The sequence below is a fragment of the Thermosporothrix sp. COM3 genome (assembly GCF_059696735.1).
Genome location: NZ_AP019376.1, coordinates 6,330,838 through 6,356,559, shown reverse-complemented (window position 1 = coordinate 6,356,559; position 25,722 = coordinate 6,330,838). Strand labels below are relative to the sequence as shown.

General features: G+C 53.2%; 20 protein-coding genes. 5 read left to right on the top strand and 15 right to left on the bottom strand.

What is annotated here, in order from left to right:
• Positions 1-5: 5 nt before the first annotated feature.
• The 5 genes from argC to KTH_RS27285 all read right to left on the bottom strand — a co-directional run bounded on the left by argC (position 6) and on the right by KTH_RS27285 (position 4,696).
• On the bottom strand, positions 6-1,073 hold the full coding sequence (gene argC / locus KTH_RS27305; protein WP_111324555.1) for an N-acetyl-gamma-glutamyl-phosphate reductase: 1,068 nt from the start codon (positions 1,071-1,073) through the stop codon (positions 6-8).
• Positions 1,070-1,933 (bottom strand): lysine biosynthesis protein LysX, encoded by an 864-nt coding sequence (gene lysX / locus KTH_RS27300; protein ID WP_111324554.1) that lies wholly within the window; start codon positions 1,931-1,933, stop codon positions 1,070-1,072. Before lysX ends, argC begins: the two co-directional genes overlap by 4 nt.
• Positions 1,934-1,969: 36 nt before the next feature.
• Positions 1,970-2,137 (bottom strand): lysine biosynthesis protein LysW, encoded by a 168-nt coding sequence (lysW, locus tag KTH_RS27295; RefSeq protein WP_111324553.1) that lies wholly within the window; start codon positions 2,135-2,137, stop codon positions 1,970-1,972.
• Between the two features lie 848 nt (positions 2,138-2,985).
• Positions 2,986-3,378 carry a PPOX class F420-dependent oxidoreductase gene (locus KTH_RS27290; RefSeq protein ID WP_497622063.1) on the bottom strand — a complete coding sequence of 131 codons (393 nt, stop codon included), beginning with the start codon at positions 3,376-3,378 and terminating at the stop codon, positions 2,986-2,988.
• Positions 3,379-3,472: 94 nt separating this feature from the next.
• Positions 3,473-4,696, bottom strand: coding sequence for a glycoside hydrolase family 5 protein (locus KTH_RS27285; RefSeq protein ID WP_111324224.1), 1,224 nt, complete (start codon positions 4,694-4,696; stop codon positions 3,473-3,475).
• 212 nt (positions 4,697-4,908) lie between these two features.
• On the opposite strand from KTH_RS27285, the gene KTH_RS27280 reads away from it, so the two are divergent.
• A complete protein-coding gene (locus KTH_RS27280) occupies positions 4,909-5,712 on the top strand; it encodes an alpha/beta fold hydrolase (RefSeq protein WP_111324225.1) in 804 nt (267 codons plus the stop codon).
• Between the two features lie 68 nt (positions 5,713-5,780).
• Positions 5,781-6,065, top strand: coding sequence for a hypothetical protein (locus tag KTH_RS27275; RefSeq protein ID WP_111324226.1), 285 nt, complete (start codon positions 5,781-5,783; stop codon positions 6,063-6,065).
• A 68-nt stretch (positions 6,066-6,133) separates the two neighbouring features.
• Here KTH_RS27275 and KTH_RS27270 read toward each other — a convergent pair whose 3' ends face one another.
• The 4 genes from KTH_RS27270 to KTH_RS27255 form a co-directional block, all read right to left on the bottom strand.
• On the bottom strand, positions 6,134-7,240 hold the full coding sequence (locus KTH_RS27270; protein ID WP_497622060.1) for a hypothetical protein: 1,107 nt from the start codon (positions 7,238-7,240) through the stop codon (positions 6,134-6,136).
• A 75-nt stretch (positions 7,241-7,315) separates the two neighbouring features.
• Positions 7,316-8,143 carry a hypothetical protein gene (locus tag KTH_RS27265; protein ID WP_111324228.1) on the bottom strand — a complete coding sequence of 276 codons (828 nt, stop codon included), beginning with the start codon at positions 8,141-8,143 and terminating at the stop codon, positions 7,316-7,318.
• Between the two features lie 265 nt (positions 8,144-8,408).
• On the bottom strand, positions 8,409-9,122 hold the full coding sequence (locus tag KTH_RS27260) for a precorrin-2 dehydrogenase/sirohydrochlorin ferrochelatase family protein (RefSeq protein WP_111324229.1): 714 nt from the start codon (positions 9,120-9,122) through the stop codon (positions 8,409-8,411).
• A gap of 109 nt (positions 9,123-9,231) precedes the next feature.
• Positions 9,232-10,974: an NADPH-dependent assimilatory sulfite reductase hemoprotein subunit gene (locus KTH_RS27255; protein WP_497622058.1), complete on the bottom strand. Its 1,743-nt coding sequence runs from the start codon at positions 10,972-10,974 to the stop codon at positions 9,232-9,234.
• Between the two features lie 199 nt (positions 10,975-11,173).
• On the opposite strand from KTH_RS27255, the gene KTH_RS27250 reads away from it, so the two are divergent.
• Positions 11,174-12,115: a hypothetical protein gene (locus KTH_RS27250; RefSeq protein ID WP_111324231.1), complete on the top strand. Its 942-nt coding sequence runs from the start codon at positions 11,174-11,176 to the stop codon at positions 12,113-12,115.
• A 53-nt stretch (positions 12,116-12,168) separates the two neighbouring features.
• On the opposite strand, the gene hflX is transcribed toward KTH_RS27250, so the two are convergent.
• From hflX to KTH_RS27235, 3 genes are all read right to left on the bottom strand, one after another.
• Positions 12,169-13,524, bottom strand: coding sequence for a GTPase HflX (hflX, locus tag KTH_RS27245; RefSeq protein ID WP_497622056.1), 1,356 nt, complete (start codon positions 13,522-13,524; stop codon positions 12,169-12,171).
• A gap of 718 nt (positions 13,525-14,242) precedes the next feature.
• A complete protein-coding gene (locus KTH_RS27240; RefSeq protein WP_497622055.1) occupies positions 14,243-15,472 on the bottom strand; it encodes a cytochrome P450 in 1,230 nt (409 codons plus the stop codon).
• A gap of 113 nt (positions 15,473-15,585) precedes the next feature.
• Positions 15,586-17,193 carry an ABC-F family ATP-binding cassette domain-containing protein gene (locus KTH_RS27235; protein ID WP_111324232.1) on the bottom strand — a complete coding sequence of 536 codons (1,608 nt, stop codon included), beginning with the start codon at positions 17,191-17,193 and terminating at the stop codon, positions 15,586-15,588.
• A 690-nt stretch (positions 17,194-17,883) separates the two neighbouring features.
• Here KTH_RS27235 and KTH_RS27230 point away from each other — a divergent pair.
• Positions 17,884-21,204, top strand: coding sequence for an NACHT domain-containing protein (locus KTH_RS27230; RefSeq protein WP_497622052.1), 3,321 nt, complete (start codon positions 17,884-17,886; stop codon positions 21,202-21,204).
• 37 nt (positions 21,205-21,241) lie between these two features.
• Here the strand turns inward: KTH_RS27230 and KTH_RS27225 are convergent, their stop codons facing one another.
• Positions 21,242-21,850, bottom strand: a complete 609-nt coding sequence (locus KTH_RS27225) for a GNAT family N-acetyltransferase (RefSeq protein WP_111324234.1) — start codon at positions 21,848-21,850, stop codon at positions 21,242-21,244.
• Positions 21,851-21,915: 65 nt separating this feature from the next.
• The gene (locus tag KTH_RS27220) at positions 21,916-23,853 is read right to left on the bottom strand and encodes a S9 family peptidase (RefSeq protein WP_497622049.1); all 1,938 of its coding nucleotides are present in this window, start codon (positions 23,851-23,853) and stop codon (positions 21,916-21,918) included.
• Positions 23,854-24,208: 355 nt separating this feature from the next.
• On the opposite strand from KTH_RS27220, the gene KTH_RS27215 reads away from it, so the two are divergent.
• Complete coding sequence (locus KTH_RS27215) at positions 24,209-24,781, top strand: YtxH domain-containing protein (protein WP_497622047.1); 573 nt, start codon at positions 24,209-24,211, stop codon at positions 24,779-24,781.
• Positions 24,782-24,843: 62 nt separating this feature from the next.
• Here the strand turns inward: KTH_RS27215 and KTH_RS27210 are convergent, their stop codons facing one another.
• A complete protein-coding gene (locus tag KTH_RS27210) occupies positions 24,844-25,515 on the bottom strand; it encodes an HAD family hydrolase (protein ID WP_497622045.1) in 672 nt (223 codons plus the stop codon).
• Between the last annotated feature and the right edge of the window lie 207 nt (positions 25,516-25,722).

The window sequence follows — 25,722 nt, the reverse complement described above, 5'->3', positions numbered from 1 at the left end:
CTTTCCTACACGGGATGCAGGCCGGGAAACAAAAGCCCCGCCGTCTCATCCAGACCAAACATACAATTCATTGCCTGTACAGCATTGCCTGCTGCGCCCTTCATCAGGTTATCCAGCGCGGCCATCACCACAACCCGACGCTGTGCCGCATCCAGTTCAAAACCAATATCACAGAAATTACTTCCGGCCAGAATCTTCGGCTCTGGATAGCGGTAGACGCCGCTCCGCTCCTTTACAATGCGGATGAACGGTTCGCGGCCATAGGCTTCACGGTAGACACGCCACAGCACCTTCTCATCAATCTGCTCATTCAGAAATACATGGGCCGTGACCAGAATACCGCGCACCAGTTCAACGGCCGTCGCTGAGAAGGCCACCGACTGGGTCAGACCGTCTGGCTGTCCGCGCAGCACACCTAGCTCCTGGATCAGCTCGGCGCTATGGCGATGGCCTGTCGGCTGAAATGAACGAACCGCTCCGCTTCGATCCGGGTGGTGGCTGCTGGCTCCGGGGGCCGCTCCCGCTGCCGAGGAGCCGATCTTTGCTTCTACAACCAGTGGCATCTGCTCATTGACCAGCCCCGCCCGATACAAGGGAGCCAGCCCCAGAATAGAAGCTGTTGCCATACAGCCGGTTCCGCTCACCAGCGTTGCCTCAGACAGCTCAGCGCGATGCAATTCGGGTAAGCCATAGACGGCCTCTCCAAGCAAATGCGTCGCCGGATGCTCCCCGCCATACCAGCGCTGGTAGAGGGTTGACGAGCGAAGCCGGAAATCCGCAGAGAGATCGATCACCCGAGGAGCCAGCGTTCTGTAATGCTCCATCATGCCAGCAGAAGCGCCATGTGGCAGACAAAGAAACAGAACATCACACGGCATCAGGTCTTCGGGGCGGCAGAAGCGAATCCCGGTCAGCTTACGCAGGTTGGGATGAACGCTGTGCAGAAACTGACCTGCTCGGCTTCCCGAAGCTACCTGTGTGATCTCTACCTCTGGATGGAAGAGCAGGAGGCGGGCCAGTTCGCCGCCAGTATAACCCGATCCACCAACAATTGCGGCTCGAATGCGACTCATCGAAGTACCTCCCCACGGACACGAGCGAAGATATAATCAATAATTTCGTCAGGAATGTTGACACCGGTCGGAACGATGCTATTCCGAAACTCCATCGTGGCATTAATCTCGTTGACCAGCAAACCACGCTCCTGGTCTTCAAAGAGGTCAACGGCCAGAATCCCACCACCAACGGCCTGCGCTGCCTGCATACAGAGCGCGTCGAGTTCTGGTGTTACCGGACAATTGGTGGTGACAGCGCCACGGGCCGTGTTCGTTACCCAGTGCTCACTGTTACGGTAAATCGCGCAGATCGTGCGCTCACCTACCACGAAGGCCCGAATGTCACGTTGTGGCTTGGCGACATGTTCTTGCATGTAGCGAATGTGGTGCTGATACCCGCCGAGGGTCTCCTGATGTTCAAGCACCGCTTCCGCCGCATCTCGATCATTTACCCGAGCGAGCAAACGCCCCCATGAACCTGTCACGGGCTTTAACACAACAGGATAACCGATCGTCTCGATTCCCTGTAGTGCGGTCTCTGCCTCGAAGGCGAGCATTGTTCGAGGCGTCGGCACTCCGGCACGTAGAAGAGCTAAGGTCGTTAGCAATTTATCATTGCAAGTCGTTGTGACAGCAGCGCTATTAAAGACGGGGATACCCCAACTTTCCAGTACATGGGCCACAGCCAGCCCGCGTGATTGGCTGACACTCCGACAAAAGACGGCATCAAAAGCGCGAAGCCGCTCATCAGGTCGGGCCAGGTCCAGCAACAGCGCTCCATCATCGATAATCTCAAAGTCAATCGAGCGCTTGCGCAGCGCTTCAATCAGCAACTTTTCTTCTACACGGATACGAGATGTCACAATCGCCAGCCGCATCGTTACCACTCCTTCCGAAAGGCGTCTCTGCGCCTCTTACTCCCCCCAGTCTTCCTCAACCTGGGGTGCAAGACCTACTTCGGGTTGCTCAACATTCAAAATCTCAAGTTCTGCATTGCAATCGGGGCAATAGATAATCTCGCCAACCATTGCATTGCTTTCCAGTGTGATATCTGCTGCGCATTCCGGGCATTGTGCCATGATAGTGAGTCCTCCTTCAAATCAAAACCTTGTGCAAGAGCAAATAAAAACGCCCTTCATCCTTCTTCAAGGAAGGACGAAGAGCGATTACTTTCTTTCAGTAAACGGCTCCCCGTGGTACCACCTTCTTTCGCTGTTGCCTCTCGGCAACAACCTCTGTGGGCTACCTTACAGGTCGCTCATGCCCGATAACGGAGGCGTCCGGCGAGGTCTACTCTCACTGGAACGTATACCATCTTCATCAAGCCAGTGATTTCTTCTCGCGGCTTCCGGGTCTTTTTCACGGTCTCTGGCATACGGGCTTCTCAGCCATTGTGCCCGCTCTCTGTCTGCAACAGGTGGTCCGTTACTCGTCCCGTCATTGCCTGTCCTTATTGCAGGACGAACAAACGTTTTTTGCCAAACAAAAACGCCCTTCATCCTTCTTCAAGGAAGGACGAAGAGCGATTACTTTCTTTCAGTAAACGGCTCCCCGTGGTACCACCTTCTTTCGCTGTTGCCTCTCGGCAACAACCTCTGTGGGCTACCTTACAGGTCGCTCATATGCCCAATCACGGGGGCATCCGGCGAGGTCTACTCTCACGGCGGCTCACTCCATTATTTTCACCAAGCCGGCCAGTGATTTCTTCTCGCGGCTTCCGGGTCTTTTTCACAGGATCTTCACATGTGGGCTTTCCACCAGCCGCCCGCTCTCTGGAATGGAACGTTTCCTGTTACTCGTCCCTTCATCGCTTTTCACTATTCGCTTTTGTTAGTGTTACTTATACCATGAGTGATAGGAGGCTGTCAAGCCCCTTTCTTTTTTTCCCCTCAATATACTCATTCGCAGGCTCACAACCCTCTATGCACGCCTATTTCAGATTCTGTCCGGTGATATGCTGCACCCTGACATAGAGCACCACGCGGGGGTCTCCAGGATTGCGCCAGGGCATCCCATACCTCTCGGCAAGCTCATTAAAGAGAGAAGCGTCAGGATCTTCTTCAATCCGCTCTACCACACCGCGAAACTCTGCATGGATATATGGGTTATCGAGATCATTGATTGAAATAGCGACACGCGGATCACGCCTGATATTCGCGTATTTCTTGCGATCTTTTGTATGCGTAAATTTAATATACTCTCCATCCCAAAGGAACCACATCGGCGAAGACTGCGGCGCCCCATCGGGGCCAAGTGTTGCAAGGTGAGCCAGGGCCTTCGAGTTCAGAATCTTTTGTACCTTCGGGTTGTTTATATCGATCATTAGCCATTTTCCTTTCTCCGTTTCCGGCGCCTTTTAAGCCGGCCCACAGGAGAAAACAGCGACCCGCTCACGGTTTATTCCCGCTCGACGTATTCTAGCGCGTGCTTTTCTTGAAAGATCGCATCTCACTTACAGCCAATTTCCAGCGAACGAGCGCATCCGCATGATAATCGCGTAGACGCTCATAGACACTCTCACCCATAGCATGTGATGGCGTGCCATTGTAATCAGTTACCAGTTGTGGATAGGCACAGATAGTGCTCCGAGACGTAGAGGAGACAAACCAGGCCCGAGCAATCCAGCCAATCTGACGCGCATCCAGATAGTCAAAAAGCATGTTCACAAAGTCGGCTTTGCAATTGTACTGGCCAAATGCTGTAATCAACAACGGATAACGATCCGCGAACTGGCCGAAATGGTCGGTCCAGAAGGAAGGCATTTTATCGCTCGCGTTGTTAGAGGGATGGCTGCTGTAAAGGACATTGGTTCCTTCCAGCGCGTACATGGAAAGCTGCTTCAGGCTATACCCACCATTGGTGCCATTTGCAATCACCAGATTCCGGGCTCCCGTTTTGCGAATCGTTTCCAGCAAGGTCTGCATCCCCACTGCCTGGTAGGAAAAGAGCTTGAAGCAGCCGCAATAATGCACCCTGACCTCATCCCCCACGATCATACAGCCGAATTTCCAGCAGGACCCCTGCTGATACGAGATACCGGGCTCATCATAGAGCTCGAAAAGCACGTTGGAATAGTCCTTGTAGGTCTGCGCCACCTGTTCCCAGAACGGCACCGCATCGGTATCGGGCATTTGCTGTTCTGCACCTGCGCCGCCAACCTGTCCACCCGCACCGGACCAGTGCAGGTTCAGAATGACATTCAATCCGAGTGCTGTCAGATCGTCAACCAGACGGTGCACAAATGCTCGATACCCCGCCGCTGTACAGGTCGAAATTTTCATATCGCCCTTCAGCCAGAAATTCTGAGAAAGCGGCACCCGAACCGTATTTCCTCCCCAATATCTCCCGTCTTTGATATCGGCCACATTGGGCACAGGGACACCCATCAAGGCAAGATGCGAACGATCATAAGGGCTCTGCTTGCCTGTACAATCAAGTTCTGGCCCTGAACGCGTGATACCATGAAAGAGATAGGGCTTCCCACTGGCATCCAGCACCTGATTTCCCAGAATGGTATAAGGGCCTCTTGCCAGGGCCTCATAGGGGGTCATAGTCTCCGCGTGAGCCTCGCCGGCAGCAAATACGGGCAACACACAGCCAAGCACCAGCACAACACGCAGTAGAGCATGAGCAACAGACATGTTTTCCTCCTCCCCACCTGCTTACCACACCATTGAGTTTCTTTCCGGAAACAACTCTGCCAAAGGAGAAACGGATGTTACATTCACTATAACGCTTTCTCCGCTTTTTGAAAATGGGAAGAGTACTTTCCGGGGAAGAGAGCCCCCTTGCACGTTCACAGATCTGGAAGATACTATGTAGAAGAGATCTTTCAATACGATAACCAGCGTCTATGAGACAGATATATTTCACTCGCTCTATCACAATACAGGGAAAACGCGTTCGCTATCAGGTCATAGGCAGTGGAGAGCCAGTTATTCTCGTGCATGGTCTGGCGGCCTCTTCTCTCTGGTGGCGGCGCAACATTCCAGCGCTTGCGCGTCATTACCGGGTCTATATTCTCGACCTCCCGGGATTTGGTAGTATGCGCGCAAAGGCTAACGCAATCACCCTCGCAGAAGCCACTGAATGGCTACAGACGTGGATGCAGCATGTCCACATTCAGCGCGCTCACTTTATCGGTCATTCTATGGGTGGGCTGATCTGCATTCGCTTTGCTGCTCGCTATCCAGAGCAGGTTGCAAGCCTCGTGCTGGTCGCGCCCTCGGTGCTGTTTCATCAGACCAGCATTCGCGCGAATATCCTTCCGATGCTCGCCTTTCTGACCCATCTTTCACCGGCCTTCTTCCCGATTGTGTGCTATGATTTCCTTCGGGCAGGGCCACGCACAACACTCCGCTTCGCCCGCGAACTCTTGTCTATGAATGTGCGCCAGGATATGCAACGCCTACGCGTGCCAACGCTTCTTATCTGGGGAGAAAAAGATACCCTTGTGCCCTCGATTTTTGCCCCGCTGGCACAACACCTTATTCATGAATCGCGTCTCGTCCTCTTGCGCAATGCCGGTCATGCCTGTATGTTTGAACAATCCAGATCCTTCAATGCCGCCGTCCTCTCCTTCCTCCATGCGCAAACACAGACACAGGAAAGAAACCACACAGAGAAGAACGTAACGTTTCCGCTATTGGATTCGTGACACCCATGTTGATACAACACAGAAGTTCGGAAATCAGACAAGAAGTAGCAGAGAGGAGGTTTTCAGTTATGAATAGACCTCAAGAAGAGAGAGTTACCAATACCAGCAATACGTACTTTGACCTGGTAAGCGTGCTGTATCACGCACTTGAAGGGGCAAAGACATACGCCATCTACGCGCAAGATGCACAGCGCGATGGAGATCAGGAACTGGCCCAATTCTTCTATCAGGCCCAACAGGATCAGGTCCGATGTGCAGAAAACGCCAAGCAGATACTTGCTCGCCGCACATCACCGGCTGCTACGGCCTCAGCAGGTATCCCCCGCTCACAGGGGACGGCCCCTCAAAGCTAAGCTCATACAATACAAAAGGAGAGCAGGCCCGCTTCATATCAGGCTTGCTCTCCTTTTTTGTTCTCGACTTAGCTTTCCTGTGGTGGTTGCTGTGGCTGAGATGGTCTGACTGTCTGCTCTCCTGATGGAGGCGTCTGCGGCACCTGCCGAAGCGTCTGTTCTTCGGCAGAAGGCTGAGGTGCCTGCCTGACCGTCTGTTCTCCTGTATAGTGAGGCGTCTGTGGCGGTACCTGCCTGACCGTTTGCTCTTCAACAGGAGGCTGAGGTGCGGGGGGCGCTTGTCTGACTGTCTGTTCCCCTGTATAGTGGGGGGTCTGTGGCGGTACCTGCCGAATCGTCTGCTCTCCCGATGGTGTTTGCATCTCTCCTGTCGCGGGCTGTTTCGGAAACTCGTTCGTCGGATACTGTGGTGCCGGGTAGCCATACGGCTGCTGCTGAGCGCCTCCTGGATACTGAACCTGCGCCTGTTGCGGATATGCTCCCGAAGGCGTCCCCTGCTGATACTCACCAGTCGGATATTGTGGTGCAGGATAGCCGCCATACAACTGCTGTGACGGTTGCTGTCCCGTTTGATAAGGAGGATAGCCATACGGCTGCTGCGGATACCCACCGGTCTGATGCTGCGGATACATACCCGGCGCACCTGCGGGCTGTTTCGGCAAGATATGCCAGACCCCGGCTGCTGCAATCGCCAGCATGCCAATCAGCGAGATGTAGCCACCTGCCTGCCAGACAAGAGACAGAGAGACAGCCCCAAACAAGCCATAGGAGGCGGTTGAAAGGATCTCGGTAATTGCCTGAGATACCAATGGCGAGATCAAGGCCTGAAAGATCGCCCCGATGAGGCCCAGAATAATCAGAGCGATTACCCCTCGCTTCACCTGGACCTCCAGCGGCCACCTGGAACCAAAGGGATTCTCACTCAATACCAGACGCGTGGCAATAAAGATAGCCGCCAGGGCGAAAATCACGTTCAACCAGAGCAGCCCATTGATAGCCGACAGTTGAAGCGCGGTCAAGGCCTGCGATTGGAACGGAGAGCCCTCCTGAGCCTGCCCCGTGCCTGCCTGAATGGCAGCAAAAGGAATGAAAAAGAAAGTGATCAGCGCCAGGACAGCGCCTCCTATCGCAACCAGGAATGGAATATTTTTCGGTAACAGGAACTTATTAAACATGGCAGCGCTCCTCTCTACACGGCGTTAGCAGTTTCTCTTGTGCCTGTTTCATCCTCTTCGTATCCTTCAACATAGCTACTGTTGTCCACCTTGAGGAGGCTGATTCGGCTGTGGCGGATAGGGATACTGGGGCGGCTGATTACCAGTATTATACTGCTGCATCGGTGGTTGATTCCCGGTATTATATTGTTGTGCCGGTGGTTGATTCCCGGTATTGTACTGCGGGGGATAGTTTCCAGTGTTGTACTGCTGCACCGGCGGCTGATTCCCGGTGTTGTACTGTGGGGGATAGTTTCCAGTGTTGTACTGTGGCGGGATCGGACCAGTCGGCGGCGGATATGCTCCCGGATACGACTGTCCAGGCGCTACCTGCTGCGGCATTTTTGGCAGGCGCTTATAGGCCTCCCAACCTGCACAGCCAATGACAACCAGCATTGCCAGCAGGAAAATCCAGGCACCCACACCGAAGCTGAAGGAGCCAGGAATTTGAGCAGGGCTTCCCAGAGCGCCACCCAGTGAAATGGATTTCGCAGCGGAAATCACGATAATCTCAACGATAATGCTCAGGAGAGCCGCGCCAATGATGGCATACAGGGTCCAACTCACCTGCTTCTCAACGGGTGCGGCAACCTGCTTGCCCAGGGGTTGCGCGCTGTAGATCAAGCGCCCCAGAGCAAGCAGCACCAGCAGCACCAGCAGAAAGGCAAGCCAGATCGCTGCGTTCGTTGAAGCAAGCAAGGTTGTATTAATGCCAACCGCAGGAAGGGATATTGAAAAGGCACCTCCTGTTGCCTTGACCTGCATTTGAGCAAATGGCATGAATAAGAATGCTATCAGTCCGATAATGGCACCAGCGCCTGCAAAAAGGTAGGTACGGTTCGAGGGAACAGTTAATGCATCCATTAAACCTATAACCTTTCTAAGAGGATAATCACCTCTTGGAGATGAAAGTTGAATGGTGTCCCGAATTGTCAATTAAAGTCTATCAGGAGAGATAGGAAAAAACAAAGAAATTCCAGTAGGATGATTATATAATAAAGCATGCAATTCAATCAATATAAAAACTCACAAGAAAACAATGAAAAACTCCGCATGTTTTGCATTGAAAAACACACGGAGTCTTTAAATACAGTCTGTTTTACGAGGCTTAGAAGAAAGGTCCATCCTCTCAAGCAGAAGTGGATGTTACAGCACTATGAGCAAGAAAGCCCATATCCTCGAAAAGCGTGCTCTCTGGCACCGTGATCCCATAAGCACGCAAGAGAGCAGCCGCCTGGCTTATAGCCTGTCCAAATGCTCCCTGAGCAAGCAATTGCAGAATCTCCGACGCAAAGTAGTCCCCGAAAAAGCGATCACGCTCATCATATGATACCTGATGCTGGCGCAAATACACGCGCACCACAGCCGCAAGTTGAAGGTAGTGCTCATACGCAGGGGGAAACTGCTGTTCCAGTTGCTGCCGTATGCGTTTCGCTAAACTCGGGCTGGCTCCCTCGGTTGAAACAGCGATCGTCAACTGTCCACGCCGCAGAATGGAGGGAACAATAAACGTGCAGCGAGCCGGTACATCCACGATATTGACCTGTTGCCCTCGTTCCTGCGTCTCCTGCCAGATATCCTCAATCTGTTGCGAGTCATTTGTAGCCGCCACCACAACAAAGGCAGTCGCAAGATCACCCCGCTCATACACCTTTTGCCGCCAGACAATCTCTGACCGCTCTGCCATTTCCTGCAAGGGCGTACAGAGTTCAGGGGCAATCACTGTGACATGAGCACCACAGGAGACAAGCGCCTGCGTTTTCTCAGCGGCAACTGTATTACCGCCGACAACAATAACCGAGCGTTGCCGCACATCAAGCATTACCGGATAATACTTCGGCATAACCTACCTCTTCCTTCTCTAAAGGATTGTTCAAAAAAATAACCCGTACAGAGGCACCCCTTTGTACCTCCAATACGAGCCCGGGTAGGAGAGGCTACGTTGCCTGACCTCAAGCTGTGGCAACTGTTGTACGTTCGCGTAACCGCTCAATACCGACCCTGTGGCAAAAGTCGCCAAAGCTTTCTTCTCGTTGGCGCTCTTGCTTCCACAACGCCAGCACTGGCTGAAGCGTGGCCGGAATATTCTTCAGTGGAACAGAGGCAGCATAGAGGACATTCAAGCGAGTACCCGCCTGATCACCACCAATATATACGTTGTAGAGATCCTTTGAACGCCCGACCAGGCCAATATCACCCATATACGGGCGGGCACATCCATTCGGGCAGCCGGTCATGCGAATACTGATCGGCTCACCAGCAAGACCAAGTTCCTCTAAGGAAGTCTCAATCTCCTTGACAAGCTCCGGTAAGACACGCTCCGACTCGGCAACAGCAAGGCCGCAGGTTGGCAACGCCGGGCAGGCCATCGCAAAGCGATACGCACCGATAGCGGCGGGGTCAGTTACAATGCCATAGCGCTTGAGCATCGCTTCGACCTCGTCTCGCTGCGCTTCCTCAATATCAGTCAGTAGTATGTTTTGTTGAGGAGTCAGACGAACGCCCGGGCGAAAATGCGCGACAACCTCACGCAAGCCGGTCTTCACCTGCGCCGTCTCAGTATCTCTGACACGCCCGTTCTCTATATGCAGTCCCAGGAACCAGCGACCATCTGCCTGCTGCTGCCAGCCTAGATGATCCTCGATCGCATGTAATTCGACAGGACTCGGCGGAGCAAGTGTAAAGCCAAGCCGCCGCTCAACCTCGTCCCGAAACCAATCAATACCACGCTCATCAACCACATATTTCATACGAGCGTGTTTACGGTTCTTGCGATCTCCATAATCGCGCTGCACGGTGAGAATTGCTTCAGCAATAGCAACAACGGTATCAGTGCTGGCATCACAGAGCGGCGTTCCCAGACGCGGGAATGTCTCGCTCTTCCCGTGCGTCATGCCCATACCGCCACCGATCACCACAGTAAAACCAATCAACTTATCCCCATCAAGTCGTGCGATCAGGCCGATATCCTGCGTGTACACATCAATACAGTTATCTCCTGGGAAGGCGATTCCTACTTTGAACTTTCGAGGGAGATAGGTCGGGCCGTACATAGGCTCTACTTCGTCGGGGCTCTCAATGATGTGCGTTTTCTTTCCATCAACCCAGATTTCAGAATATGCCCTGCTGCGTGGAGCCAGATGCATAGCAAGACGATGTGCGAACTCCTGTACCCGTGCTTGCGCCCTCGACGAGGTAGGAGCAGGACAAGCCATCACGTTTCGGTTCACATCCCCACAGGCCGCCAGCGTTGAAAGCAGCGCCTTATTAATATCGTGAATGGTCTGATGCAGGTTCTCTTTCAGGATGCCGTGAAGCTGAATACTCTGTCTGGTTGTAAAGCGCAAGGTGCCATTGCCATAGCGGTCTGCAAGTTCATCCTGAACCAGATACTGTTCAGGAGTTAAGATACCGCCTGGAATGCGCGAACGCACCATAAACTGATAGGCCTTCTCGGCCCGAGCCGCCTTGCGGACCTGACGCAGGTCACGATCATCCTGCTGGTAAATACCATGAAACTTGATAAGCTGAATCTGGTCTTCCGTAAAGTGTGAGGTCGGTTCGGCCAATTCTTCAGCGATTTTGCCCCGCAACAGATGGCTATTCACCTTGATCTGCTCTACCTTACTCCCCTCTCCCGGCCCAAGCGCTTTCAAATAGCTGTTCTCTGATCCCGAGTGTTCAGACGCAGTCATGGCACCTCCTCATATCGCCTCTGCTGGCATTGCGCAATTCTATCGAACAGTAACAGCACGCTGTCCAGTTCTTGCAAGAACTTGTGTTTTTGTGATATTGTTGATATAGTAGATCAACAAAGTAATTATTCCTTTGCAATAACTATACGGTCAAAATGGATAGCATGTCAACCCTTTACACTCACAAGGAGCACACAAAATGACATTGCTACTCAGTTGTATTTCAACCAGACACTCGTTGCTCAAGAATCACTGGGCGCAATCACGAGAGCAAACGGCCTGTCCGGTGACAACGCTTGGTAGCCTGCAAAAGCCAAAAGAAGATCAGGGCGGTCTGCTTGTCTCGCTGGATGAGGCCGGACAAATTCAGGCAACGCTCCCGCTAACAATGCCTGCCGGTATGGCACAGACCGAACAGGGTCTGCTGGTTGCGGCGCTGGATACCATCTATGAGGTATCGCCCGATCTTACCGCGATCAAGAAAAGCGTCAGCTTGCCCTCATTCAGTCTGCTCCACTCGCTCAATCGCACCGCGCGCGGCTATCTGGTTGCCAGCACGGGTGTTGATGCGATAGTGGAATTCAGCCGTGATGGAGATCCTTTGTGGAGTTGGTGGGCCACAGAACATGGCTTTGAGGAGACGCCCACCGGAGAGCGCCGTATCCTTGATACAACGGCGGATCATAGAGGCGTGAAATATGGAACTCTGACCCAGACAACGCATGTTAACTCGGCGACCGAGTGGAAACATGATACCATCCTTGCTACCCTCTTCCACCAGGGTTCGATTGTCGCAATTGAGCGAGAAACCGGACGCTGGCAGACCGTGCTCTCGGGGCTTAACCATCCCCATTCCGTGCGCGTGCTCGATGACCACTATGTGACAGTAGCCGATACCGGACATGGGCGCGCCCTCCTCGTCCATCTCAAGGACGGACAGGGCATCATCGAGCATGAGGTTACAATAGAGACAGATTGGCTTCAGGATAGCTACTATGATATTCATGCTGAACGCTGGTATCTGGTCGATGGAAAAAACTCGCGCGTTGTGATTCAGAAAGGGCTGGCGGGAAGCGAGACCCTGGCAGAGCTTCAGCTTGACCCGGAATGGCGGTTATACGAAGCGCATCCACTCCATTAAAAAAAGCGGGAGAGCTTTTCCAGCCCTCCCGCCATTCTGCTCTTCACATGTGTCTAGGAAACAGCGCGGATTGCTTCCTTCCGTGCCTGTCGCTTTGAGGTGCGAATGCGATAAGCATAGAAGGCACCGCTCCGGTTCTCTGGCAGATAGCCGCGCAGATGAGTGCCTTTCTCCATGTACTCCTCATGCTCGATCGTGCCATACTGATGGAACTGAGCCACCAGATCACCCCGATCATATGGGATCAACACATCCATCGCGACAAACTGCTGTATCAGTTGCTCACTGATGCAATGCAACAACTGAACGATGCCCTCGCCAGTCAAGGCCGAGACCTTCACCTGTGGCAGATGAGATGCAATCTCGCTCAACTCTACCACCTGATCCGGCGCGAGCTGATCGGCCTTGTTGAGTGCGATGATCATCTGCATACCACCTGCATCGATCTCCTCAAGCACCTGCTCGACTGCCTCGATCTGATGGCGTACATGCGGATGCGAGGCATCAACCACGTGAACCAGCAAATCGGCCTCAGCAACCTCTTCCAGGGTCGCCCGGAAGGCAGCCACCAGCGTGTGCGGCAAGCGCTGCACAAAGCCGACGGTATCACTCAGCAGAATTTCTTGCCCCCCCTCAAGCCGCGCTTTACGGGTGGTTGGATCAAGCGTCGCGAACAGCTTGTTCTCGGCCAATGTCTGCGCTCCGGCCAGCCGATTCAGCAAGGTTGACTTTCCGGCATTGGTATAGCCTACCAGCGCCACAACAGGAGGTCCATCATGCTTCCGCTTGTCACGATGCAACTGCCGCTGATTGCGTACCTGCTCAATCTCTTCAATCAACTGATCGCGCTGGCGGCGCAGCAAACGGCGGTCAACCTCAATCTGTTTCTCTCCTTCACCACGCTGGTTCACGCTACCACGCTGACGAGACAGATGCGACCACTGCCGGGCCAGACGCGGCAAATCATACTCAATCTGAGCCAGCTCAACCTGGAGACGCCCCTCACGCGTCCGCGCACGCTGACCAAAGATGATCAGGATGAGCGCGGTGCGATCGAGCACCTGGACCCCAAGTTCACGCTCAAGATTACGATGCTGTACCGGCTTTAACTCAAGGTCAAAGATCGCCGCATCACAATCGTGAAATTGGAGCAATCCTGCAAGTTCCTCTACTTTTCCGGAACCAAGCACCGTCGCCGGGTGAGGACGCATGAGGCGCTGCACCACACGATCCACACACTCCACGCCTGCCGTCGTTGCCAACTGTGCAAGCTCGTCCAGCGACTCTTCAAGCGGCCATTCCGCATCAGGCAGGTCTACTCCTACCAGAATTGCCTTACGCGGAGCGGTTGAGAGCAAGCCGTCCATGCGCTTCTCTTCGTACGCATTATTGATGATAGATTCTGTCAATCTCTGCTCCTTTTTTCTCTCTGCCGCCCCAAAACAAAACGCAACTGATCTCAAAAATGGGATACTCCGTCAAAAAAATCTAAACTACTGTTCATTGAGGCGAAAATACACGTGTCGGGCGGCTACCGCTTCTGCACTGGCCGATCTCCGCTGGAGCGCACCGATAGAATGGATGAGAAAGAAGGTGGATATTGTTGGTGAAAATGAGGAACAAGATTGGTGACCGATGCCAGCAAAACCCTTCTCTCTTCACGCTCCATAGCAGATAACACCATACAGGATACCTCTATTCCCGATATCCCGCTTGCTCAAAAAACAGGTGTACTTCGCCGCTAAGTGTCGTTTAGAGAAAGGCTTTGATTATCACTATTCGCACCACTCCTGGTTTTTTTGTTTGCTCTTTCAAGCATACAGAATTTCAGGCTGAAAGTCAAGAGGGAAGTTACCCGCCTTGCTATGACTTTTGGTAATTCCCTTCTTTCTTGCTCGGCAAAGTCGGTATAATAAGGACATTACCATTCATCTATTTAAAAAGAAAATGAGGATACGCCGATGTTGTCCAGTTCCGTCACCGTCAGCCGACACTTTATCCCCAACCTATTTGCTTTTTTGTTCCGCAGGAAAAGGAAGGCCTTCCGTCTCTTCTAAAGACTGGCGCGCATATGTCAGCGTTGAGAGCGACAGCGGAGAAGATCGTTTCTTCTCCGCCAGGACTGGCTTATACATCATGCTCAATCAATAAACTCCCCATGCCACGAAAGATCAAGCCACTCCACCACTCAGGTTCCTGAACAAGTCGTGGATTGCGCAAGCGCCGCATCAGGGTGCTGAAAGCAATCTCACTTTCCAGTCGGGCCAGCGGCGCCCCCAGACAGAAATGAATTCCCTGCCCGAATGCCAGATGTCGATTCTCTTTTCGATCAAGGACCAGTTGATCAGGGTTGGTAAAATGGGCGGGATCATGGCTGGCTGCTCCCAGACAGAGCACGACAGTGGAACCTGCCTGTATGCGCTTGCCGCCAATCTCAATATCCTCTTTCACCTCGCGACTGGTTGATTGTACCGGTCCATCATATCGAAGCAGTTCCATGACAGCGGTAGAGGCAATCTCGGGGTTCTGCTGGAAAAGCATATATTGATCGGGGTGAGTCAGCAAGGCATACAGACCGTTTCCGAGTAGTTCCGTGGTCGTCCCATGCCCGGCAGCCAGCAGCAAGATGCAGTTCCCGAGTAGCTCGTATTCATCCAGTTTATCACCGCCCTCATGCGCATGGATCAGGGCCTGCAACAGATCATCCCGCGGCTGAAGCTGGCGTTGCGCAATCATTTTTCTAAAATAATCGATGAACTCCTGCACACCATACAGCGCCCGCATACCCTGCTCAAGATCCAGGTCTGCCCCTTCCAACAGCGTGCCAAAGTCACCGGACCAGCGGATAAACTGTTCTCGATCCTCGGACGGAACTCCGAGCATCTCGGCAATCACAATCGCAGGGAGCGGATAGGTAAACTCTTCCACAAAGTTGAAGCGCTCTTTTGCCAGCACATCATCAAGCAGCGTATCGACAATCTGCTGAATATGCTCACGCATACGCTCGATCATGCGCGGTGTAAAGGCTTTTGCCACCAGGCCTCGAATCCGTGTATGATCGGGCGGGTCCAGAAAAAGCATCTGACGCGCGATCGCACGCAAGGAGGGCTCCATCTGCCTGTAAAACGCCTCAGGAAGCCATTCTTTTTCGATCTCGAATCGTTGCGCCGATACTTTCGGACTGCGCAAGGTCGTTACCACATCGTTATAGCCTGTCAGCACCCATGCCTGTAGTTCAGGATCCCAATACACCGGATCTAATTCACGCAAGCGATGATAGAGCGGATAGGGAAACGCCCTGTATTCATCATTGTATACCTGTTTTAAGCTCAAAGAGATATTGCTGTTCTTCTGCACCAGAGCCTCCAATCCTGACTAAAGAACCCATTCTGCTTTTAACAGGATATACGCAGCGGCCTGGAATCAGGTTGCCTGCCTTCCCGCAAGAAAGCAAACAACCTGTCATAAACTTACGCCCGTTGCAGGAGCTGATCGTATTTCTCGTCGTACAGAACAATGCGGCCCTCAGGCATCAGCAACAGCGTATCAGGCTTGAGATAGCGCACAAACTCCAGATCGTGGGTCACAGCGATGATCGTGCCATTATATTCGGCCAGCGCCTCACCAACAATGCCCCGCGACATCGCATCCAGGTGGGTAGTCGGCTCGTCCAGCACCAGCAGATTGGGGCCATCGAGCACCATTTTTGCCAGCGCCAGGCGCGTCTTCTCGCCACCGCTCAAAGTGCCCACGGGCTGAAACACGCGATCACCCGTGAAGAGGAAGCACCCCAGAATTGAGCGCACACGCTTCATATTATCGGGAAGAATACTTCCAGCCTCATTAATCACGGTGTTTTCGTAGTTCAGGCCCTCGTTCTCCTGTGCATAGTAACCAATACGCACTCGATCGCCGAAGATCACTTCGCCCTGATTGAGTGTCGTCAGGCCAAGTAGTGAGCGCAGCAATGTTGTCTTGCCCGCACCATTGCGCCCGACAATCACCAGCCGTTGCCCCCGCTCGACCTCAAGCCTGAGGTTGCGGAAAATCTCTTTCTCACCATAGCTCTTACAGAGATCCTCAGCAACCAGCACCACACGCTCGCTGCTCACGCGCACCCGGAAATCGACTTTGATTCGCCGGCTGTTCTGAGGCAGGACCGGCATACTCTGTTCCAATGCCTCAATGCGCTTGTCGATCGCCCGGCGCTGGCTGACACGTGTCGCACCAAACCTCCGCAATTGCTGAGAAGTCTTACGCAAGCGGGCAAGCTCGCGCTCCTGCCAGCGACGAGTGCGCTCCATCAGGGCCAGCGCATCCCCGGTCTGCGTCAGGTAGTTTGAGTAAGTGCCGCGATACTCCTCTATTTTGTGCGTGAACTCGTTCAAGCGCAGAATCTTATGGATGTTGCGGTCAAGCAAGTCCAGATCATGCGAGATAATCAGGATAGAGCCTTTGTAGCTGCCCAGAAAATCCATCAGCCAGGCCGATGCCTCAACATCCAGAAAGTTCGTTGGCTCATCCAACAACAGCAGTTCGGGAGACTGGAACAGCAAACGCACAAGAGCCAGTTTGGTCTTCTGGCCACCGCTCAAGGAGCTCACCTGACGATCAAGCGTCACACCGCCGATATTGAGCCCGGCTATCAGTTCTTCACAGCGTGCATCGGCTTCATAGTAGCCAAGCCGCTCAAGGGCATCCTGAGCAGTGGCAAGCCGCTGCAACAGCGTTTCCAGCTCGCCAGCATCTGCTGAAGCGAGTGCAGCTGAGATCTCTTCATATTGTGCCAGCGCCCGATCAAGTCCGGTACTGCTAAAGATGAAGTCTCGTACGGTCTTGCCCTCTGCAACGGGATCTTCATGTGCAATATCCTGACTCAGATAGCCAAAGCTACGCGGACGACTGACCGTGCCGCTATCACTGTCCTGTAAACCGGCAATGATTTTCAAGAGAGAGCTTTTCCCGGCACCATTCACACCAATCAAACCAACTTTTTCACCCGGTCCGATCGTAAACGAGACATCCTCAAGGATCTGCCGGGGACCATAGGCAAGCTGAATTCCTTTTACCTGTAACATAGATGTTGTCCTTTTCGCGCATACAATTCAAAAATGTGGTTGCTCTCTGCTCTGGCACGTCGAACAGAAGGAAGCTAGAGGGGGCAAAGCAGTGAACTCTCTCGCGCAGGACACATCAGGAGGCGTTAGCCGCATGTGGTGCAAGCAGCGATTGGAGTTCTCCGCTGCCCGGCGACACACGCCATAGGAGAGAGGTGAAAAAGAAAGGGAGGAAAGGAACCTGATTTCGGGATACAACAAACCGTCACTTACTCAGGTGAGTAAGCATCGATTGTTGAGCGTGCCACTTTCCTGCCGCATGAGCCCAGGCGTGTTCGCTCATGCGGCCACGTTGGCCTGAATAATTATCCCTACTTTCATACTCACAGTGAAAACCTCGGTTCCTCTCTTTGGAGGATTATTTTCCTTCTCAGAAAGATGTCCTTTTCCAAGCTTACCATACCTCTACAGCAAGAGTCAAGGAGTTCCGCATTGGAGCCTGCGCGTGCATAAACAAGCATCAGATGAATCATCGTCGATAGTAGCAAATTTGTGAGCAATACGCTACAATGACAGAGTACACAAATGAGATTCCTGCACTTGTTTCTTTCATCATTACTATACTTTTTTATAAAGCATATTTAATACGTCTTAATTACTAAAGAAACAAAACAGGGATGCAGGCAGTACAGATAGAGGGAGTCTCAATATATGCTTAAAAAACGTCATATACTCTTTCTGATAACAGTGTGGATGTGGTTATGCTGCGCCTCCATCCTGCCCGACCCGCTTCACCTTTTCCATTCCGAACAAAGCGACGCTCAGGCCCCCGTCCTTGCTCGTGAGGCCCTCATCACCCCCTGGACCGACCCCAACATTCTGCTCCAAATCATCAGCGTCGTCGTCACCAGTGTGTTGACGGTCGTCTCCATCCTTGTCACGCTGCGTGGCTATCAGGAGAACCGCAGGGTCATGCATGAGCAACAGGAGCTTGCACGAAAAGAGGCACAGCACGAAAAGGAAGCTAAAGAAAAGGAGCATCGGGAATTTATCAGCACAGCAACCGCCCGCTATCATGCCAGACTGCTTCAGGACGAAGCCATGTCCAGCATCAAGATTCTGGATATGCCCGAGCCAATCACATTGGAGCATATCCATGTCGGGCAACGGCTCCGCCCGCTCAAGAAGACAGATCCTGGCCTTGAAATGAACAGAGGAGATACCCCGGAGCGTGTTTTTCACTTCATTCAACAGAGCATCGAGGAAGAGTACCTTGAAGGGAGCTTTGCCCCTGAAGAGGTCCTGCGCGACAAAAAGCATATCATTGTCCTCGGCGATCCCGGAAGCGGCAAAACCACGCTACTCAAGTATATGCTGTCCCGGGCGCTCAAAGACCAGCTCAATGGGTTACACCACTTACTCCCAATCGCCGTTGAGCTCAGTCGCTTTGCTCGCTCACAGCAGGACAATCTTCTTGACTTTCTGGCCGATGACTGGCACGACAATCATGGCTTCCCGACCTTTCAGGAGGCGCGGGCTTTCCTGGAAGATCAATTCAGCAAAGGCAAGGTACTCCTCCTGCTCGACGCCCTGGACGAGGCCATTCTTGGCAACAAAAAGAGTGAGCGGCAGGAAGCCTATCGCCGCGTCTTTGAAGCGATCAAGCGATGTTGTAGTAGCTATCCAGCCATCTACTTGATCGTAACCTCGCGGCTGGCTGAGTACAAGTATGAGCAACGCGCCCCGCTGCCCTTCGCTGAATACGAGATCCTGCCGTTCCGCAAACAGGAAGCACATGAATTCATTGGGAAGTGGTTTCAGCTTGAAGGGCCCGAAGACCGCCAGCGGATCGCGCTTGGCGAGGAGCTGAAAGAGGTGCTCGACAACACTCCGCAGCTTGAAATGCTGGCCAGTAATCCACTGCTGTTGTCGCTGCTTGTGATGCTCTACGAGCGTAATAAGAAACTACCGACACGCCTGGCCGATCTCTATGCCCGCTGTATCGAGCTCTTACTGTATGAATGGGATCAGGAACGCCTGCATCCACGCTATACCTATGCCTTGCTCACGGTTGAGCAGAAAAAACGGCTCCTCAGCAAGGTCGCCTGGCATTTTCATCAACAGCGGCAACGTTACTTTACTGAGGAACGGCTGAGTGCAGTGGTCTCACAATTTCTCGAGCAGGAGACTCCTTCGGCGCATAGTACGGCCCACCAGATTATTGATGAGCTGTGTTCGGATAATGGCTTGATTAAGAAACAGAACGATGGTGCTTACGGCTTTCTCCATCTGACCTTTCAGAGCTACTTTGCCGCACTCTCTATCGTCGAAGCGCGTACCTTCAAAGAATATGCACTACAGGCCGACACCATTGAACAGCTCCTCCTCAAAGAGCTGTTACAGCACCCAAATGATCTCTGGAATGAAGAAGTGTTGCTCATGTATGCAGGCATCATTCAGGATCTATCCCCTCTACTTGAGCAATTATTGAACCGCAAAGGAATGGAGGATGTCTTCTCCATCACCCTGATTCTGGCAGGCCACTGCCTCGTTGCGCATCACCGCGAGGGAGAAGAACCACCAGCACAGCAACAGGAAATCATCGACCGGCTACTTCAAGTCTTGCACGAGACGCCCTATACACAGGTCCGGCAAGAAGTTGCCAAGACGCTGGTCAAACTTGCCGGAATCGATACCGCGCTACACACGCATCTGTTCGAGCTCATCTACCACCCAACCAGCAAGAGAGCCCTTACAGAGAGCCTGCTTCACGCGATTGGCATCAGCGGGAGCAGCGACGATGTCGAGAAGCTGCTTCCTCTGTTCCTGCATCCTGAGACGGCAGCAGACCTGCGCCGCATTCTGACCGACATCTTCAACAGGCGCTACTACGATACCGTTATCAAACAAAACGGCATCCTGACTACCGCTCTGCTCAAAATCCTTGATGACACTCGGGCAAGCTTTGAGTTCCGCCATGACATTATCAGGCTCTTTGAGCAGCAGGAAGCGCCTGACATCGCCCCGCAACTGATGGCACTGGTGCTCGATCCTTCGGAAGATACGGTTTTACGCATCCAGGCGGCAATCTTGCTTGCCAACTCATCCGACTCCACAACACGAGCCCGGCTGGTCGCGCATATGAACAGTGAGCCACAGGACGAGAGCACGCCTCGCTGTATCGCAGTCGCGCTGACCTTTACCACACCACAGAAGATATTGCCTCAGGATCGTCAGCGGGCCGCGCATATCCTGCTCGATTACCTCTTTGCGCCACCCGCAACCGATGCTGAAAGCCAGTTATTGAAAGAGGTAATGGTCAATTTCTTCGGCCTGCCTGGCATCTCTGTCCTGCTCGAAGACACGGCCATCAGACAGAAGCTCTATCACTACCTGAAGGACCGAAACAGGGACGCGGAGGAACGGCGCTATATTGCCAGCCTGCTGACCGCAAGCATTCCCATTGCCCCCCAACGAACGCGCAGGCTTGCTGCCATGCTCATTCAGGAGTTACAGGCATTGACCACCGAGCTGGACCATGACGGCCTGCGCAAAGATATTGAGGATCTGCGCTACCTGCTTGGAGATAAGCACGTGCCATTTGATCCCTCCGCTTACCTCAAGGCAGCACAAAGCTTCCTGCCTGTTCAGAAACAGATGATTCGTCAGCTTGAGCGTCAGGAGCGCTGGCAGTTGCTCCGCGACCGATCGCTACAACCCGACATTCGAGCTGGTATAGTTCAGGTGCTGGTCGAGGAAAACGACACGGTCAGCATCGCCAGCTTACGCCGCCTCGTCGAAGAGGTAGCACTTCCCCTGCCATTGCGTCGGGAAGTGGTCAATGCATTGGGCCTGATCACCAATGAGAACAAGGAAGAGGAATACGAAACTGCCCGCGTGCTGATCCAGCTTGCCAACAGGGATAAAGAGGTCAGAGATGTGGCAATGGAAGCACTCTGGTATGTCAGCCGCCGCATTGGCGTTCAGGTGGTACGCGATCGCTTTTCACGGCGGCTCCTCTTGCAGCCCTGAGCATGGTTGCCGCTTATGAGCTGCTATGGCCCGGGCATTACCAGCGCTTTTCAGCTCGTAACCGCTGATAGTCTTCGGGGATCAATGAGTATACCTGAATGCTTGCCAGAGAGCCATTGGTGGCGCGTTGAGCATTGCGCAAACAGCCCTCAAACTGGAAACCAAGCCGTCGGGGAATAGCCGCGCTACGTACATTGCGCTCATCGCAGCGAATAAAGACCCGGTTCGCCTGTAGCTCAGTAAAGAGAAAGTCAGTTGCCAGGCGAACCGCCTCCGTCACATAGCCCCGACCGGTCGCCGAGGTGCGCAGCCAGTAGCCAAGCTCAAATGAGCCCGCATCCCAATCATGCGGATGAATGCCAAATCCGCCCAGAAAACGCCCCGTGCAGGTATCCCACATATGGAGCGGCATATCCTCACGCAAGAGCCAGTTCGCCATTCCTCGCATGATCCACGGGCGCACTTCCTCCAGCGTCTGATAGGCATCGGCAAACGCCAGCCAGGGCCGTAGTTGAGCTCGCGACTCCGAAAGCGCTTCAAAATACGGTGCAATGTCACTTTCGCGGAAAGGGCGCAGCGTCACACGCTCTCCCCGTAATTCATCAAATAACTTCAAATGTACCGGTCTGATTACACTTGCCATCATGCTATCTGCTCATCTCATGTATTTCGGGGGCCGCTTCCGCTTAGCCCCCGAAAAAAAACAATGTGCTACAGGTATTTTTCAAACCAGCGCAAGATACGCTCATCGATATCGATATTATGTTTGCGTTCGCGTGGTCCATGTCCCTCACGTGGATAAATGACCGCCTCAACAGGAACGCCGCGATCCATCAACGCACGATAGAAACCATATGCCTGATTTACCGGGCAGATAACATCTTTCTCGCCATGCAAGATCAGGCATGGTGTCTGCACCTGTGCAGCATATGTAATCGGTGACCAGCGTCGATACGCGTCAGGGTTGCGCAAGTAATCTGCCTTCATAAAGCGTATATCCCAGTCCGAGATAGCAGATTGCGCATGGAAGCTATGCCAGTCGGTAATGCTGGCCCCGATGACCGCCGCCTTAAAGCGCTGGGTCTGCGTTACAGCCCAGGCCGACATAAAGCCGCCATAGCTCCACCCCATAATACCAATGCGGTTGGGGTCGACCAGTCCTTCATTGACCAGATACTCAATGCCAAACAGGATATCCTGATAATCATTGCCACCCATATCGCCGACGACCGCATCAGCAAACGTCACGCCTCTCCCCCAACTTCCGCGAATATTTGGGCGGAACACGGCATAACCAGCGCCTGCCAGCAACTGCGTCCAGCGAAGCGCCGCGTCATCGATCCAGGCTCCTGACGGCCCCCCATGCACATGAACCACCAGCGGTGGCAGTTCGTCCGTCTTTCGTACCAGTGGCATAGTCAGTAAGGCGTCAATCTCCCAACCTTCCAGGCTCGAATAGCATAGCCGCTTCGTTGGAGCCAGGGCATAGGTTGCCTCAAAGACAGGATTAAGCTGCGAGACGCGCCGCCACTTCAGGGATTCAGCGGACTCTGAAAGCTCGCCAAGCCAGATATCGGTAGGTTCCTGTGATGTCGTGTGCAGTACCAGTAGCGAACGTGCATCAGGAGTGATTGAGACATCGGATGCCGCTTCCAGCGGGAAATCATGTTCCAGATAGTTGATGGTTCCGTTCTCGACTTCCAGCGTTGCGACGACATGGGTGACTCCCTGATAGGCAACAAAGAGCAAACGCCGACCATCAGGCAGCCAGGTACACCAGCACGGGCTGTACTCGATTCCCGGGGTCAGATCACGCGTTGTGCCATCAGCAACCGAAACCAGAAAGATATCACCAGCGCCATGACAGCGATCACTCCAATCACCCGAAATGTACGCAAGATATCGACCATCAGGCGACCACGCAAGATTGCTGGCCTGACGATCCAGCAAAGAGAGCTGACGCACAGAACCGCCATGAGCCGAAATCACGCCGACCTGACCGGCGTACCAGCCGTTTTCACCCGGACCGGTAGAATAATAAAGAGCCAACTGCGAGCTATCTGGGGACCAGGAGAATTCCCAGATGCTCAATTCGGGACATGTCAGAGGATAAGGTGCATCACTATCAATATGGACAGCCCAGAGACGTCGATAGCGATCGGGGGTCAACACCAGTGGATCACCCTCCGGTTCATCGCCTTCCAGTGTGGTAAAAGCCAGATACTGGCTATCGGGCGACCAGGCAAGATCAAGCACACCATTTGGCATAGTGCAGACGCGTCGGGGCTCTCCCCCGGCAGCCGGAGCAAGATATATCTGCGCCTTTTCATTTTCACCCTGAGGGGTTGAAATATAGGCGATATATTTTCCATCCGGTGACCAGCAGGGAGCTTTATCACCCTGAGTCTCTCGGGTTAAGGGTCTGGGTTGCGCCTTCTCTCGGGACAGATCAAGCGTATAGAGACGATCAATACGATACGTCTCCTGCTCACGCCACTCGCCCAGAATAAAGGCGGCTTGCTTCCCATCAGGTGAGATTCGCACCTGCATCGGGGAGCGCAGTTGCAGCCGAGATCCCGGCTTCAACGGGATGCGATCGGGTGGAACTGAATGAAGACTGCTTATTGTCGGTGTTGAAACACTACCCATAAAGTCTACTCCTACTTCGAGATACGAAGGGACAAGCATCAAAGATAGTATAACAGAAACGCACCGATCAATAGAGAGTAATTTGACACAGCGAGAGTCACAGCAAAACTTCATTAACCACCAGGAGAAAGGATGAAGTAATGAAACTGCAAACACGCCTCGCGCGTGGAGAATATAGGCTGAAATTCCAAACATTCAGAGAGTAAAGGGACGCAGCTTTTGCCTTGTCTCGTTCTATAGATAGAATTTGGAGGGAGAGATGCCCAGGTTGCTCGAACGAAAACAGACCCGTGCAGATAAAACGAAAGATACCATCAAGGATCTGAAAGGATCTGCACAGGCAACTTATGGAAACATGCAAAACAGCGTACGCAACGGCTTTGGGAAAACCCAGGCAGCCCTGATCGGGGGTCTGGCTCTCGCTCAAGGTCTGTTAAAGCTGAACCAGAAACGCATGGAAAAGCAGGCCAAACAGTCGCGTAAGGATCTGAACACGCTCATGAAAGAACAGGTTCAGCCCCGCCTGAACGCCACACAGGCAACCCTTCAAAGTGGCATGCAGACCGCGCAAAGCGTTCTGGGCGAAAATGCCCGAAAGGCGCAGCAGAACTTGAAGTTCTTACAGGAGAACGTGCAGAGCGCAATGGGCAGCGGCCTGCAAAAGACTCAGGGCCTGCTGGATAAAGGTTCCAAGCAGGCAGGGAAAGCGCTTGAACAGGTCTCTAGTAGCGCCAGAGACATGAAAGAAAGCATGCAGGACCAATACCAGCGCTACCAACGCAGACGTCAGCGCGCACGAACCATGTTCCGTGTAGGGCTGCTTGTCGGTATCGCAGGTGCGCTGCTCCTCACGCCCTATCCCGGCTCTGAGGTCCGTCAGCGGATTGGAGAGCAGTGGCAGAAAGTCCGCGGCTATCTTGGCATGTAAGCGGAAAAGGAATCACAGTTGAGGGCACGCCGTTGAAAAGGCGTGCCCCTTTTGTATCTCTGCTATAGATTGGTTAGCGGCGACTCCTCATAGTGGTGAAACAAATCTGCTGGATCATCATAAATGGCAATTGCTCCCTGTAAATCCTGATCGCTCCATCCCCCACAGCGCAGCGCAATCGTCTGAATACCAACTTTCTTCGCCGCCTCAATATCATACGCTGTATCACCAAGCATCACCAGTTGTTCCGGGGCCAGCCCGATACGCTCTACTGTCGCCTGCATCACGTCGGGTGATGGCTTGGAGCGCGGTGCATCCTTTGAAGAGGTCTCTTCCTCGAAAAAATGGCTCGCATATGGCCCAATAACCGCAAGCAGGGCATCCAGCTCATCCTTCTCCGCCGAGGTCGCAATAGCCATTTTCAGCCCCTCATCATGGATATGGTGCAGCAGTTCACGCGCCATTGGAAAGGGCTTGAGGTCGGGTAGATAGCGCTCCATAAAGATCTTCTTCCGTAACTGGCTGATCTGCTTCCCCTTCTCGCTGTCCTTCTCAAGTCCGACCGTATCGGGCAAAAGTTTATCTCCTCCCATGCCAATCAAGGGACGCACTTTGTCAAAGGGCACCTGATATCCATAGTGCTGAAATGCCTCAACCCACGCATACGCATGCGCATCATTACTATCAATCAAGGTTCCATCTATATCAAAGATCACACCCTGTGGATGAGCCATTATGCCTTTACTCCTTTACTATTCAGCCAAAAACACTCAGTAACTGTAGCACGTTTCAGGACAAAGGCCGGTTCAGTTCCAGAAATAAGGGTACGAGCAGGCAGACAAAAGAGCACCGGCGGTAACAGAGCGCATTCCCCTGCTACCGCCGGTGACGTCCTCATCCCTACCTGACCCCTGCTTGATAAGGTCATCCTTACGTTCCGA

Excerpts from the sequence above, each read along its gene's own strand:
- argC (WP_111324555.1), bottom strand. The coding sequence starts at position 1,073 with ATGAGTCGCATTCGAGCCGCAATTGTTGGTGGATCGGGTTATACTGGC.
- lysX (WP_111324554.1), bottom strand. The coding sequence starts at position 1,933 with ATGCGGCTGGCGATTGTGACATCTCGTATCCGTGTAGAAGAAAAGTTG.
- KTH_RS27290 (WP_497622063.1), bottom strand. The coding sequence starts at position 3,378 with ATGATCGATATAAACAACCCGAAGGTACAAAAGATTCTGAACTCGAAG.
- KTH_RS27285 (WP_111324224.1), bottom strand. The coding sequence starts at position 4,696 with ATGTCTGTTGCTCATGCTCTACTGCGTGTTGTGCTGGTGCTTGGCTGT.
- KTH_RS27280 (WP_111324225.1), top strand. The coding sequence starts at position 4,909 with ATGAGACAGATATATTTCACTCGCTCTATCACAATACAGGGAAAACGC.
- KTH_RS27275 (WP_111324226.1), top strand. The coding sequence starts at position 5,781 with ATGAATAGACCTCAAGAAGAGAGAGTTACCAATACCAGCAATACGTAC.
- KTH_RS27270 (WP_497622060.1), bottom strand. The coding sequence starts at position 7,240 with ATGTTTAATAAGTTCCTGTTACCGAAAAATATTCCATTCCTGGTTGCG.
- KTH_RS27265 (WP_111324228.1), bottom strand. The coding sequence starts at position 8,143 with ATGGATGCATTAACTGTTCCCTCGAACCGTACCTACCTTTTTGCAGGC.
- KTH_RS27260 (WP_111324229.1), bottom strand. The coding sequence starts at position 9,122 with ATGCCGAAGTATTATCCGGTAATGCTTGATGTGCGGCAACGCTCGGTT.
- KTH_RS27255 (WP_497622058.1), bottom strand. The coding sequence starts at position 10,974 with ATGACTGCGTCTGAACACTCGGGATCAGAGAACAGCTATTTGAAAGCG.
- KTH_RS27250 (WP_111324231.1), top strand. The coding sequence starts at position 11,174 with ATGACATTGCTACTCAGTTGTATTTCAACCAGACACTCGTTGCTCAAG.
- KTH_RS27235 (WP_111324232.1), bottom strand. The coding sequence starts at position 17,193 with ATGTTACAGGTAAAAGGAATTCAGCTTGCCTATGGTCCCCGGCAGATC.
- KTH_RS27230 (WP_497622052.1), top strand. The coding sequence starts at position 17,884 with ATGCTTAAAAAACGTCATATACTCTTTCTGATAACAGTGTGGATGTGG.
- KTH_RS27225 (WP_111324234.1), bottom strand. The coding sequence starts at position 21,850 with ATGATGGCAAGTGTAATCAGACCGGTACATTTGAAGTTATTTGATGAA.
- KTH_RS27220 (WP_497622049.1), bottom strand. The coding sequence starts at position 23,853 with ATGGGTAGTGTTTCAACACCGACAATAAGCAGTCTTCATTCAGTTCCA.
- KTH_RS27215 (WP_497622047.1), top strand. The coding sequence starts at position 24,209 with ATGCAAAACAGCGTACGCAACGGCTTTGGGAAAACCCAGGCAGCCCTG.
- KTH_RS27210 (WP_497622045.1), bottom strand. The coding sequence starts at position 25,515 with ATGGCTCATCCACAGGGTGTGATCTTTGATATAGATGGAACCTTGATT.